The organism is Acidocella facilis ATCC 35904 (assembly GCF_000687875.1).
GTDB lineage: Bacteria > Pseudomonadota > Alphaproteobacteria > Acetobacterales > Acetobacteraceae > Acidocella > Acidocella facilis.
This window is the reverse complement of the sequence record NZ_JHYG01000005.1, coordinates 1-13,612: the sequence shown is the minus strand read 5'-3', so window position 1 is coordinate 13,612 and position 13,612 is coordinate 1. Positions and strand designations below refer to the sequence as shown.

The window sequence follows — 13,612 nt, the reverse complement described above, 5'->3', positions numbered from 1 at the left end:
AATGCTGTCGCGTCCACCGCAACAGATCATGCTTTAGCGCCGTCGATCCGCAGAAGCGAGATCGAGTGGGCCGCGCGATGTCAAACCCGCCGCAGCAGCGCCACCGGCAACTTGGCCAGCAGTTCGCGCAACAGCAGCGTACCGGGGCTTTCATACGCGGTGCCGGTCAGCTCATCGCGCCAGCGCCCGGACGGCACCGCGAGGCTGGTGGTGCCCCAGACATAAGGCGGCAGCAGCGGAATCTGCACCATGAAGCCCCCCGCCAGCCGGGTGGCGAGGGTGAGCATCTCATGCTGCAAATCCGCCCGGCGGAAGGCGATGAGATGCCCCGCCATATCGCCGTCCGCCTCCAGCGCCTCGTAGCTGCCATGGGCGAACAGACCCTGCATCTCGCGGCGGGCGGCGAGGGCGCGGGCGATCAGGCCCTGCTTCACCCGCCCATCCCGCCAGGCGGTGAGATCCTCTGGCCCTTGCCGCAGTCCGGACATGCGCGCGGTGAAATCAACCGGCCGGCGATTATCCGGATCGACAAAACTCTGGTCCCAGAATTCCGTGCCCTGATAGAGATCCGGCACACCCGGCACGGTCAGGCGCAGCAGCGTCTGCGTCAGCCCGTTGATCGCCCCGGCAGCGGCGATGCGGCTGGCGAAGGCGATCAGCTCGTAGAGCATCGGCCGCCTGGCATCCAGGCAGGCCATCAGGAAGCGCTCGCAAGCCGCTTCATACTCCTCATTCGGCGCCGCCCATTCCGAATGCAGCTTGGCCTCACGCAGGGATTTCTGCTGCCAGGCGGCGACGCGCGTGCCATAGGCCTCGATCCCGGCCTGGTGCTGCGCCTCCAGCCCCAGCGGCCAGCCCGCCACCAGCATCTGGTAGAGCATCAGCTCATCTGCCGCATCCGGCCCCACCGGCTCGCGGATCGCCGCGTTCAGCCGCATCCAGCGCGTCGCCGCCAGCTCCCATTCGCCAGGGATTTCGGAGAGCACGGCCAGGCGCGCGCGGGTATCCTCGCCGCGCTTATGGTCATGGGTGGCGGTGGCCAGCATGGCGCCGGGGGTGAAGGCGCCGCGCCAGGCCGCCTGGGCGTGGAAGCTGGCCGGGGTAAGGCTGAACTGGCCCGGGTTGGAGCCGACCTCATTGCGCGAGAGCAGCCGCCCAAACCGGTAAAACGCCGTATCCTCCACCGCCTTCGCTGCAGTGGGGGAGGAAAGCTGCTGAAAGGCGATGCGCGTGCGCAGCAGCAATGCGCGCGCCGGGCCGGCGGGCAGGGCGCAGGGCCGGGCCTCCAGCAGCCAGTGGCGCAGCAGGTCCAGCACCGGCCGGTCGGCACGGCGGATGCGCTGCGCGGCCAGCCCCATCGCCGTATCGAAGGCGCGGCCATCCTCCGCATCCGCGCCAGCAGGTCCCGCATAGATGCGATAGACCGGGAAGGCGGCCAGCAGCTCCTGCAGCCCTTGCTTGATCACGTAATAGGAAAAATCCGTGGTGGCGCGGTCCTGCCTTGCCAGCCGGGTGAGCAGCCCCGCCAGCCGCGTCAGCTCTCCGGCCAGGCTGTCGCGCAGAACCTGCCGGCGCGTCTGGTCCTCGATTTGCAGAAAATCCGTGCCGCGCCCGGTCAGGCTCCAGAGCGCGCTCAGCTCCGCCTCGCCCGCCGGGTCGTGCAGCACGGCACTGACCTGATCCATGAAATCATAGCCGGTGGTGCCATCCGCCTGCCAGCGCGCGGGCATCGTCTCGCCCGCCGCCAGGATTTTTTCCACCACGATATAGGGCGCGCCCTGCGCGGCGCTTGCAGGGCGCTGCGCCCCCGCAGCCGCCATCACCCGGCGCAGCTTGCGCAGATAGGTGCCCGGTGCTGCCAGCCCGTCCACATGGTCCACCCGCACCCCGTCGATCAGCCCGCGCACATAAAGCTGCAGAATCAGCCCATGGGTGGCGTCAAACACCTCCGGGCGTTCCACCCGCAGCCCGGCCAGGCTGTTAATGTCGAAGAAACGGCGCCAGTTGATCTCGGCGGCGGCGGTGCGCCACCAGGCCAGCCGGTAATGCTGCCGGCGCAAGAGCTGGTGCAGCCGGCCGGGGCTGGAAAACCCCGCCAGATGCGGCGCCAGCGCTTCCTTCTGTGCCGTGGCGAAGTTCCGCAGCGCCTGTTTGGCCGCCGCACCGGCCTGGGCCGGATTTGCGGCCTGCGCCGCCTCGGCGAAATGCTGCGCCAGCGGGGCGGAAAGCCCGCGCAGCAATGGCGCGATGCTGGCCAGAGAGAGCGGCAATTCATGCTCATGATAGCGCAGCACCAGCCCGCCCGATTGGGCCAGAGCCAGCTTGATCTCTCCGGATTGCAGCGCCTCGCCATATTGCAAGCCAAGATACGGCGCCAGCACCCGCCTGTTCAGCAGCGGGTCCGGATTATCCCAGTCGATATCGAAGAAATTCGCGTAGGCGCTGCGTTGCCCATGCTCCAGCACATCCTGCCACCAGGGATTATCCGCCCCGCCCACTGCCATATGGTTGGGCACGATATCCAGCAGCAGCCCCATCTCATGTGCCCGCAGCGCCGCCACCAGCCGCTCCAACGCCTCCATGCCGCCCAACTCCGGGTTGATCCGGGTCGGGTCGATCACGTCATAGCCATGCATCGAGCCGGCGCGGGCGGTCAGCAGCGGCGAGGCGTAGAGATGCGAGACGCCAAGGGCCGCATAGTACGGCACCAGCGCCACCGCGTCATCGAGGGTGAAATCCTTGTGGAATTGCAGCCGGGCGGTGGCGCGCGGCGTGGTGCGCAGGGTCATTTTGCCTCCTTGCGGGCCTGATCGAGGGCGGAAAGCCGGGCCTTCACATCCTCCCGGGCGAATAAGCTTGGCGCATCCGCGGGCAGGCGGCGGCGCCAGTTGGGGTGCTCATCGGTGGTGCCTGGCAAATTGGGTGCATCCGGGCTGCTCAGCGCATCCTCGATCGGCAGCAGCGCCAGCGCGCAGGCGGATTTGCCGAGATGCCGTGCCGCCGCCAACGTCACCGGCCCGGCCTCCTGCGGGCTAGGCTGCGCCGCGCGGGTGGCGCCGGAGCGACGAAACGCCGCCCACAAGGCGGCGCGATCTTCCCCCCGCGCCGCCTCATCCTCGCTGGCCCGCCCCAGGCGCTGCCGCCAGGCGATATCCTCGCTCTGCCACCAGCCGGTCACCGTTGGCAAATCATGGGTGGTGGTCATCGCCACCGCGTCCGGCGACCAGCGGGACGGGGAAATGAAGCTCGTGCCACGCCGTTCGAACCAGAGCACCCGCATCCCGGCAATCCCGGCGCGCGCCAGATCCGCCCGCAGCCCCTGCGGCAGCGTGCCGAGATCCTCGCCCAGCACGATGGCGCGATGGCGGGTCGATTCCAGCACGGTCAGGCGCAGCAGATCCTGAAAGGGCATCGACAGATACGCGCCCTCGCGCGGCGAGCGCCCCAGCGGCACCACCCAGAGCCGCTTCAGCCCCATCACATGGTCGATGCGCACGCCGCCGGCATGGCGCAACGCGTGGCGCAGCATGGCGAGATAGCCGGAAAACCCGCTGCGCCGCAGCCCCAGCGGCGAGAAACCGGTAATGCCCCAGCCCTGGCCCTCCTGGTTGAACAGGTCCGGCGGCGCGCCGATTTCCAACCCGTTCAGCATCTCGCTCTGCCGTCCCCAGGCCTGGGCGCCATCCGCACTGGTGCCCACCGCCAGATCGCTGATCAGCCCGATCCGCGCCCCGGCACCACGGCAGGCCTGCTGGGCCGCCTCCAGCCCCGCCTCCGCCTGCCATTGCAGCCAGGCATGGAAGGCGATCTCCTTGGCATGGGTGGTAGAGAAATCCGCCAGCGCCGGATTGTCCGGATGCCGATACGCCACCGGCCAACGCCGCCAGTCACAGCTGCCCAGATGCAGGCTGAGCGCCTCATACCGCGCATGCTGCTCCAGATCCGCCCCGGCCTGTGCCCGATAGGCGGCCAGTCCGGCCTCGTCGACGCCATGGTCGAAATCCTGCCGCAGCAAGGCGAGCTTGCGCGCGGCGGCGCGCGGCCAGTCGATCAGCTCATCCGGCGGGGCGATGGCATGGCGGGCGATATGCAGCACATTCAGCGCGATGCGGCTGGACGGGGCATAGGGCGCATAACGCGTGACATCGCCCGCGAACAACGCATGCACCGGGCTGAGCGCGATGGCATCCGCCCCTTGCGCCGCCGCCTCGCGCCCATGTGCCGCCAGGGCCGCGAAATCGCCGATGCCGCCATCATCCGTCCGGCGCAGCGCATATAGCTGCAAGGCCAGCCCCCAGAGCCGCCCCTGCGTTGGGGCCAAGCCGTACGCGCGGCCCGGTGCGATCGCGATGTCATGCGTCCGCGCGCCGATCTCGATGCGATGATAGCCCGCCCGCTCCAGCCCCGGCAGCACGATACCGCCTGGCGCCTTCAGCGCTGTCAGCGCCTGGGTGCTGCCGTCCTCGTAAATCACCCGCGCTGCGCCTGGCCGCCCTGGCAGGCGGAGCGCCTGGCCAACCCAGGCGGTGTGAAGCGCCTGCGGCTGATCGGCCCGGCTTTCCCCCAGCGCCTCCAGCACCAGGCGCAGCGTCTCGTCGCTGACAATTTGCGTCTCACCCCCAGCATCCTGCCAGCGCCGGGCAATGCCGGCCTGGGCGGCGGCGCGGTGCAGGTCTGTCACGCGCCCCGCCACAGGCAGGTGGTGCAGGCGGGCAGGCTGTTGGTGACTGGCGGGCCGTAAAGCTGGCGGCCGGGTGCAGCCTGCAAGGCCACCGCCTCATGCCCGAAATTCGCCGCCAGGGTGAGCAGGCTGCCATCGCCCATCCGCCAGCTTGCACGCACCGCATGCCGGCCCAGCGCCTGCGCCCCCAGGCTGCGGCAGCCTTGCAGACCCGGGGCGATTTCCCGCGCCCGCAGCGCCAGGCAGTTTTGATAGATGGCGGTCCAGCTGGTCTCGGGAAAATGCGGGCGGCTGGCTTCGAAGCTGGCGGGATCGTTCGGGTCAGGGATGGTCTCGCGCACCTCGGGATCGGAAAAGGCAGGGAATTTCGCGAATTCCTTACGCCTGCCTTCGGTGACCGCCTGGCGCAGTTCATCGTGATGGTCGGTGAAGAACAGAAAGGGCGTGGTCTCGCCGCTCTCCTCGCCAAAGAACAGCATCGGGATCTGCGGGGTGAAGAGCAGCAACGCCACCGCGGCGCGCAGCGCATCCGGATGCGCCAGCGCGCGCAGCCGCTCGCCAAACGCCCGGTTGCCGACCTGGTCATGATTCTGCAGGCAGATCACGAAGGCGCTGGTAGGCAGGCCTGTGCTGTCACTGCCGCGCGGCGCCCCGCCAGCATGCGGCGAGGGCTCGCCCTGGTAGGCGAAGCCCTCCGCCAGGCAGCGCGCCAGCAGCCGCGCGGCACCCTGGAAATCCTCGTAATAGGCATCCTTCTCGCCGATCAGCAGCACATGCAGGCAATGGTGAAAATCATCATCCCATTGCGCATCGAAGTTCTTCGGCCCGCCGCCGATCAGGCTGGCATCATTCTCCTCATTTTCCAGGATCAGATGCACATGCCGCCCTGGCGTGGCGCTGCGGATGGCGCCCGCCAGCTCATGCAGAAAGTCTTTATCGGCGATGGCATGCACCGCATCGAAGCGCAGCCCGTCGAAACGGTAATCGCACACCCATTGCAGCGCATTGCCGATGAAGAAATCCCGCACCGCGCGGCGGCGGAAATCGATCGCATCGCCCCAGGGGGTGGCGCGGTCGGCGCGAAAGAAATCGCTGGCGTAGCCGTGCAGATAATTTCCGTCCGGGCCGAAATGATTATAGACGACATCGAGAAACATCTGCAGCCCGTGCCCATGCGCCGCATCCACCAGCGCTTGCAGCTCAGCCGGGGTGCCGTAGGCCGCATCCGGCGCGTAGGGCAGCACGCCGTCATAGCCCCAGTTCCAGCGCCCGGGAAAATCCGCCACCGGCATCAGTTGAATGGCGGTGACACCCAGAGCGGCCAGACGCGGCAGATGTGCCATGACACCGGCAAAGCCGCCCATCGCGCCGACATGCAGCTCATAGATCACCGTCTCGCTGAGTGGCCGCCCGCGCCAGTCCGGGTGCCGCCAGGCGTAGGTCAGATCCACCACCAGGCTCGGCCCATGCACATCCTGCTGCTGGGCGCGGGAGGCCGGGTCGGGCACCAGAGTCTCGCCATCGATCCGATATTGGTAGGCACTGCCGGCGGGGGCGTCGGCGTCGATGGTCCATAATCCGGTCTCCCCACGCTGCATGGTCTGCGCTGCGCCATCGCGCATCAGCTCGACCATGCGCGCCTGCGGTGCCCAGAGGGTGAAGCGGGTTTGCGCTGTGCTGAGCGGGCGCGCGCCGAATTGGATCAGGCTCATGACGCCGCGTCAGCAACCAGCAGCAGCACCGCGCGCGGCGCCACATGCACCTTGTCGCCCTCCACGCGCACCGGCTCCAGATCCGGCCGGGCGCTATCCAGGACCAATGTCCAGCCCATAGCCGGGCCGGGCAGGGTGTAGTCGCGTGCCTCGGCGGCGGCATTGAACATCGCCAGCGTGATATCGAGCTGCTCATCGCTTCTCACCGCGCGGCGCAGCGAGAACATCTGCGCCGACGCGTCCGCCCAGGCCGCCTCATCCAGCATGTTGCCGGATTCATCGAACCAGCTCGCATCCTGAATACCGGGCAAAATCTCCTTGCGCCCATGCATGAAATGTCCTGGCCGTAGGCTCGGATGCGCCGTCCGCAGGGCGATCACCTTGCTCGCAAACGCGATCAGGCCCTCATCCTTTTTTGACCAGTCGAGCCAGGAGATTTCATTATCCTGGCAATAGGCGTTGTTATTGCCCTGCTGGGTGCGGCCCATCTCATCGCCGGCCTGCAGCATCGGCGTGCCGTGGGAGAGAAACAGCGAGCCCAGCAAGGCGCGCTTGAGCGCAGCGCGGGTACCATTGACCGCCTGGTCCTCGGTCTCGCCCTCATGGCCGTAATTGGCGGAATAATTTTCGCCGTGCCCGTCCTTGTTATCCTCGCCATTCGCCTCGTTATGGCGCTCCGCGTAGGTGACGAGGTCATGCACGGTAAACCCGTCATGCGAGGCGATATAATTGATACTGGCCCAGCTTTTGCGGCGATGATGCTCGAAAATCTCACTCGATCCCATCAGCTTGCCGGCAAGCGCCCCGCGCTGCCCGGCATCGCCGCGCCAATAGCGGCGATGCGTATCGCGATACTGGTCGTTCCACTCCGCAAAGCCCGGCGGATGGTTGCCAAGCTGATACCCGCCAGGGCCGATATCCCAGGGTTCGGAAATCAGCTTCACCCTGGAGAGCACAGGGTCCTGCCGGATGGCGTCAAAGAAGCCGCCATGCGGATCAAAGCCATAGCTCTCGCGCCCCAGCGTCGAGCCGAGATCAAAGCGGAACCCGTCGACATGGTATTCCTCCACCCAATGGCGCAGCGAATCCAGCACCATTTGCAGCACCCGCGGATGCGCCACATTCAGCGTGTTGCCGCAGCCCGTGTCATTCACCAGATAGCGCGGCTTATCCTTCACCGGCTGATAGTAGGAAAGATTATCCAGCCCCCGCCAGGACAGCGTCGGCCCCATCTCGCTGCCTTCGCAGGTATGGTTATAGACGACATCGAGAATGATCTCGATCCCGGCCTCATGCAGCTTGCGCACGGTCTCGCGAATTTCCCGGCTGCCGGACTCTGGGTTGGCCACGTAGGCGGGCTCCGGCGCGAAGAAGGCGAGGGTGGAATAGCCCCAATAATTGCGCAGGCCCTTCTGCTGCAGGAAGTGATCCTGCAGATAGGCATGCACCGGCAGCAGCTCGATGGCGGTGATGCCAAGCTTGACCAGATGTTCGATGACGCGCGGATTGCCCAACCCGGCGAAACTGCCACGCTCGCTTTCGGCCACGTCAGGATGGGTTTTGGTGAATCCGCGCAGATGCGCTTCATAGATCACGCTCTCTTCCCAAGCCCGGTGAGGCGGCGCGTCACGACCCCAGGGAAAGGTCTCGTTGACCACCACGGCCTTGGGCATGAAATTCGCGGAATCGCGCCGGTCGAAGGAGAGGTCGCCGCGCGTCGAGCCGACATTATAGCCAAACAGCGATTCTGAAAAAGTTAAAGTGCCAGAAAGGCGTTTTGCGTAGGGATCGAGCAGAAGCTTGTTCGGGTTGAAGCGATGCCCCGCCTCCGGTTGGTAGGGGCCATGGGCGCGATAGCCATAAAGCAAACCTGGCCCCGCCTGCGGCAGGTAGCCATGAAAAATCTCATCCGTGCAGTCCGGCAGCTCGATCCGCCGAACCTCCCTGCGCCCGGCCGGGTTGAACAAGCATAATTCGATCCGCTGCGCATGCGCGGAAAATACCGCGAAATTTACCCCAAGCCCGTCCCAATGCGCGCCCAGAGGGTATGGTTTTCCAGGCAGCATTTTTTGCGTCGTCCAAGGCATGGTCTAGAGCTCCCGCAGATAGAGAACGCCAAGTGGCGGCAGAGACAGGGACAAGGAGGCCGGTTGGCCATGAGAAGGATGCGGCTCGCTCTCGCGCACACCGCAATGGCCGACACCGGAGCCGCCAAATTCCATCGCATCGGAATTCAAAATCTCTTCCCACCGTCCTTCCGGTATACCGACGCGATAATTATGGCGCGGCAAGGGGGTGAAGTTGCTGAGCACCAGAACCCGTTTCCCGTCCGGCGCGCCCTGGCGCAGAAATGCATAGACGCTCTGCCCGGCATCATCCTCGATCACCCAGCGAAACCCGTCCGACGTGAAATCACGCTGATACAACGCCGGATTTTCCGCCAGCGTTGTATTGAGCCGCCGAACCAGCCCCTGCACTCCGGCATGCGGTGCATATTGCAGCAAGTGCCAGGGCAATTCGGCATTATGGTTCCATTCGGTAGGTTGGCCAAACTCGCAACCCATGAACAAAAGCGTCTTGCCTGGATGCGCCCACATGAAGGCAAGGTAGGCGCGCAGATTGGCGAAGCGCTGCCATTCATCGCCCGGCATTTTGCCAAGCAGCGAACCTTTGCCATGCACTACCTCATCATGCGAAATTGGCAGAACAAACCGCTCTGAGAACGCATACACCAAGCCGAAGGTCAGCTGCCCATGATGGTAGGCCCGATGGATCGGATTTTCCTGCACGTAATGCAGGCTGTCATGCATCCACCCCATATTCCATTTATGCGTAAAGCCCAGCCCACCTTCGGCCACCGGACGGCTGACTCCAGGCCAAGCGGTGGACTCCTCTGCAATCAGCAACGCACCGGGCACCCGCGCCGCGATCGTCTCTGATAGCTCCTTTAAAAATGACACAGCTTCGAGGTTTTCCCGGCCGCCATGGATGTTAGGCACCCATTGCCCTTCAGCGCGCGAATAATCACGATACAGCATGGAGGCGACAGCATCCACCCGCAGCCCGTCCACCCCATATTGTTCCAACCAAAATAACGCGCTGGCAATCAAGAATTGCTTCACCTCGGTGCGGCCAAGATTGTAAATCAGCGTGTTCCAATCCTGATGGAAACCCTCCCGTGGGTCCTGATGCTCATAGAGGTGGGTGCCATCAAACATCGCCAGCCCGTGCTCGTCGGATGGAAAATGCGCCGGAACCCAGTCCAAGATCACACCCAAACCTGCCTCGTGACAGGCGCCGACAAAGCGTGCGAATGCGTCCGGTGTACCCATGTTAGGCATCGGCGCGAATTGACTGAGAGGCTGATACCCCCAGGACCCACCAAACGGGTGGGCTATAACGGGCAAAAGTTCGATATGCGTAAAACCAAGATCTTTCGCGTAGGGTACAAGCCGCTCCGCCAACTCGTCCCAATCGTAACTCGCACCATTGTGATGACGCATCCAAGAGGGCGCGTGTACCTCATAGATGGAGAGTGGCGCATCATCGGGAAGAGGCGCGCGCCGCAGCACGGCCGGCAGTTGTGCCGCCACAACCGACGCCGTCGCCGGTGGCAATTCCGCTTGTCGAGCCACCGGATCGGCTTTTAAGGGCAGCAAGCCATGCGGCCCGAGAATTTCATATTTATACAAACTACCCGCCGGTAGGCACGGTATGAAAATTTCCCACACACCACCATCGCGCCGGCGCATGGCGTGGCGTCGCCCGTCCCAGCCATTGAAGCCGCCAACCACGGAAACGCGTCGCGCATTCGGCGCCCAAACCGAGAATCGCACGCCCGGGACTCCGTCAATTTCCAGTATCCGCGCGCCGAGGCAATCTGCCAGCAGATGCTTCCTCCCTTCGCTAAGCAAGAAAAGATCGAAGTCGGACAACAAAGTTCCAAAGCTGTAGGGATCCTCGAACTCCTCGCTAACCCCCCCCCAATCGACCCGTAGACGGTAGGCGGTTGGCGCATCAACCCGTGCCTCCCACACGCCCTGCTCAAGATGCTGTGCTTCGGCGAACGACACGCCGGTAGGTCCTATCAATTCCACGCGCCTGGCATACGGCAACAACATACGAACAATCGTTCCGTGAGGCCCAAGCAACGCAAACGGATCGCCATGCCGCCCTTCTGCCAAAGCTTGAAGCGCCGGATCAAGCATCATGTTCTTCCCGCACTAAAATCCGTGATGCAATAGCGGCGAGACCACGTATCGGAATTCCGGTCCAACTTGGTCGATTAGCAGCCTCGTAGCAGATCTCATAAGCTGCCTTCTCGACCAAGAAAAGTTGAAGAAGTTCGTCCTGCCTTTGTTGCCTTATTTCTGTGTATGCCCCGCTGAACTCAGCGCGCATCGTCTCACAGAAGCGATGTAGCGGAGCTTCGGCCTGTGCCTTTTCCGGGGTCATCTGTCCTTGTTGAGCGACAGCAATGGCGTAATCGAAACTGCGTAGCAACCCGGCCACATCGCGAGCCGGTGCGCTCTTCGCGCGCCGCTCTGCTAGAGGTTTTGACGGTTCGCCTTCAAAATCAATGATCCAGGCGTCACCCCTATCGACGAGCACTTGCCCTAAATGAAAATCGCCATGGATGCGCGTTGCCAACGTCCCTTCGCCCGTCAATGCAAGGCGTGGCAGCAATTTTTGTAGATCGCCCGAGCAATCCCGTAGAAACCTTGCTGACCTCGCCGTCTGCTCATCAGGATATTCTTTCAGCTTCTCGATCGCTGCCAAAGCAGCCTCAAACTGTTTGAACGCAGCCTCGCCCCATTTCTTAGCCTCGTCACGCGACACGGTCACTGGCTTGAAGGATTTGTCTGCGCACGGTCGGGCTAAGACCTCGTGTAGCTCTGCTAATCTAGTACCGAGGGCGCGGGCGAAGCTCGCGTAGGCATTCATGAGATCTGCTTCATCCTCGGAATTACGGCCGTCAATGCCTATCTGATCGATAAACCGATCAAGATAATTCAATGTATATTGCCACGCGTCACCTTGATTTTCTTGAAAAGACTGTGCCACGACAATTGAATGAACCTCACCATCAGGTGCGGTCATCATAATTTCCCCTAACAGCGAAGGCGTATTGGCAAAGCCTTGCTTGGTCAAATGTCGCATCATTTCAACTTCAGGATTGATGCCAGAGTTCACTAGTTGTATCAATTTAACAACGATTTTCTGCGCGAGGGTCAATGAGCTGTTGGACTGTTCTGCGGAAAGGCGGCGGATTTCCGGCTCTGCGGGTAGCTCGATTGCGGCAAGCGGCGCCTCTAGGCGGCAAACGATAGTAGCTCCATCAGCGACTTGGACAGTCTGTCCAGCGCGGAGTGCGCGCACCATTAAGGCCGGAAAAGAATCTAACGCGAACGCATCCGTAAGATAGCCGAGTCGGCGCCCCTGGCGCACGCGCGCCAATGCCAATTGTGAAGGCAATGGTGCATTTGTTTCCCCGTCCCAAGAAATTCCTAACGGCAGATTGAACCGTTGCATATGGCCCTGCACTTCCACTTGGACTTCAGTGAGCAAAACGTCTTGCAAATGCTCGGAAATGAGCTCCATTCGTGTTAAGAGTACTTCGGAAATGTCCTGGTCCTTGGCCGGGAACCAACGCCTACGGACTAAGTAGGAGGGAAGAATGTCGGTTTCCAAAATTCGCCTTGCAGGCGCTGTGGCGATTTCATTCACGTTTTTGCGGATGACAAGTGTCGTCAATTCTGGCAGCGGCGTGGATGGCTTAATATGCCACGGCGGTAAGGCCTCTTCCGTGGCGAGCGCAAACCAGTAAAATCCAAACGGTGGTAGCGTCAGAAGATAAGTTAGTTGGCCAATAGCTGGAAACCCAGAACCTCCAATCAGGTCCACGGGCACAAGTCCCTCGAATGCAGACAGATCCAGCTCGACCGCTTGCGCCGTGCGTGATAAGTTATAAACGCAGAGGATTTTTTCCTCATCTCCAGACTCGTTGTTGAAACAGCGTAGAAATGCCAGAATTCTACGGTTGGCGGGATAGAGAAATTGCTGTGTCCCGCGACCGAAAGATTTGTGTCTCTTGCGTACGGCCAGCATCCTCCGCATCCAATTCAACAGCGAATATTGATCTGCCGATTGGCGTTCGACATTAACAGCATCGAAGCCGCTGATTGCATCCATGACTGCCGGAAGCACGAGATCTGCAGGATTTGCACGCGAAAAGCCTCCATTTCTATCGGGTGACCATTGCATAGGAGTGCGTACCCCATCTCTGTCGCCAAGATGAATATTGTCGCCCATGCCGATTTCATCACCGTAATAGATGACGGGCGTGCCGGGCATCGAGAGCAAGAGCCCGTTCATCAATTCAATGCGTCGACGATCATGATCCATTAATGGCGCCAGGCGCCGACGTATGCCGAGATTGATGCGGGCGCGCTTGTCGGCAGCGTAAGTGTTCCAGAGATAATCACGCTCCGAGTCCGTTACCATTTCTAGCGTCAGTTCGTCGTGATTGCGAAGGAAAATCGCCCACTGGCAAGATGCCGGAATTTCTGGTGTTTGCCTCATAATATCCGTTATTGGAAAACGATCTTCTTGTGCGATCGCCATGTACATTCGAGGCATCAAGGGAAAATGGAAAGACATGTGGCATTCGTCGCCATCTCCAAAATATTGCTGGGCATCTTCCGGCCATTGATTGGCTTCTGCGAGCAACATGCGGCCCGGTGCGTGAGCGTCCAACGCTGCGCGGATCTGACGTAAAACTGCATGGGTTTCGGGCAAATTTTCATTGTTCGTGCCGTCGCGTTCAATCAGATAAGGTACTGCATCCAGGCGCAAGCCATCTACTCCAAGGTCAAGCCAGAAGCGCATGACCTTTAGGTCGTGTCTGCATTCATCGTAGCCAAATCATGGCGCAAGCGAGATGTACGAAGCCCATGAAGGCTTTGATGGTTTTTTCGCATCTGAGGGCGATTCTGCGGAAGCGTTTGAGTTTATTGAAGAAGCACTCGACCTGATGGCGCTCCTTGTAGAGCCTCCAGTCGATTGGGGGGCTTATGGCGCGGCTGGGATTAGCCTTGATCTGAGCGGTTGCACCGAGATCATTGGCAATGAAAGCGCGTAGGGGATCTGCGTCGTAGGCAGCGTCAGCGATGACATGACCAACACCCTGCAACCCATCCAGCAGGGCTTCCGCCTGTGG

Annotated in this window: 6 protein-coding genes and 1 pseudogene; all 7 read right to left on the bottom strand. The window is 62.3% G+C overall.

The features are described 5' to 3' along the window. Nucleotides 1-80: 80 nt before the first annotated feature. The gene (gene treY, locus T331_RS0107645; protein WP_026439595.1) at nt 81-2,789 is read right to left on the bottom strand and encodes a malto-oligosyltrehalose synthase; all 2,709 of its coding nucleotides are present in this window, start codon (nt 2,787-2,789) and stop codon (nt 81-83) included. Then, nucleotides 2,786-4,681 carry a 4-alpha-glucanotransferase gene (gene malQ / locus T331_RS0107640; protein WP_244876916.1) on the bottom strand — a complete coding sequence of 632 codons (1,896 nt, stop codon included), beginning with the start codon at nt 4,679-4,681 and terminating at the stop codon, nt 2,786-2,788. The genes treY and malQ overlap by 4 nt, the downstream gene beginning before the upstream one ends. Continuing rightward, complete coding sequence (gene treZ / locus T331_RS0107635; protein WP_026439593.1) at nt 4,678-6,393, bottom strand: malto-oligosyltrehalose trehalohydrolase; 1,716 nt, start codon at nt 6,391-6,393, stop codon at nt 4,678-4,680. The genes malQ and treZ overlap by 4 nt, the downstream gene beginning before the upstream one ends. Next, entirely contained in the window at nt 6,390-8,480 is a 2,091-nt protein-coding gene (gene glgX / locus T331_RS0107630) for a glycogen debranching protein GlgX (RefSeq protein ID WP_026439592.1), read from the bottom strand. The genes treZ and glgX overlap by 4 nt, the downstream gene beginning before the upstream one ends. Nucleotides 8,481-8,483: 3 nt before the next feature. Then, on the bottom strand, nt 8,484-10,601 hold the full coding sequence (glgB, locus tag T331_RS0107625; protein WP_026439591.1) for a 1,4-alpha-glucan branching protein GlgB: 2,118 nt from the start codon (nt 10,599-10,601) through the stop codon (nt 8,484-8,486). Continuing rightward, nucleotides 10,594-13,290: pseudogene (locus T331_RS19445) on the bottom strand (putative maltokinase); the annotation flags it as partial. The gene glgB and the pseudogene T331_RS19445, both read right to left, overlap by 8 nt. A gap of 13 nt (nt 13,291-13,303) precedes the next feature. Further along, nucleotides 13,304-13,612: IS5/IS1182 family transposase (locus T331_RS0107615; protein WP_026439590.1), on the bottom strand; the 309-nt coding region annotated here is incomplete at its 5' end.

What these genes read in the sequence shown, in the direction of transcription:
- treY (WP_026439595.1), bottom strand. Translation starts at nt 2,789, where the DNA reads ATGACCCTGCGCACCACGCCGCGCGCCACCGCCCGGCTGCAATTCCAC.
- treZ (WP_026439593.1), bottom strand. Translation starts at nt 6,393, where the DNA reads ATGAGCCTGATCCAATTCGGCGCGCGCCCGCTCAGCACAGCGCAAACC.
- glgX (WP_026439592.1), bottom strand. Translation starts at nt 8,480, where the DNA reads ATGCCTTGGACGACGCAAAAAATGCTGCCTGGAAAACCATACCCTCTG.
- glgB (WP_026439591.1), bottom strand. Translation starts at nt 10,601, where the DNA reads ATGCTTGATCCGGCGCTTCAAGCTTTGGCAGAAGGGCGGCATGGCGAT.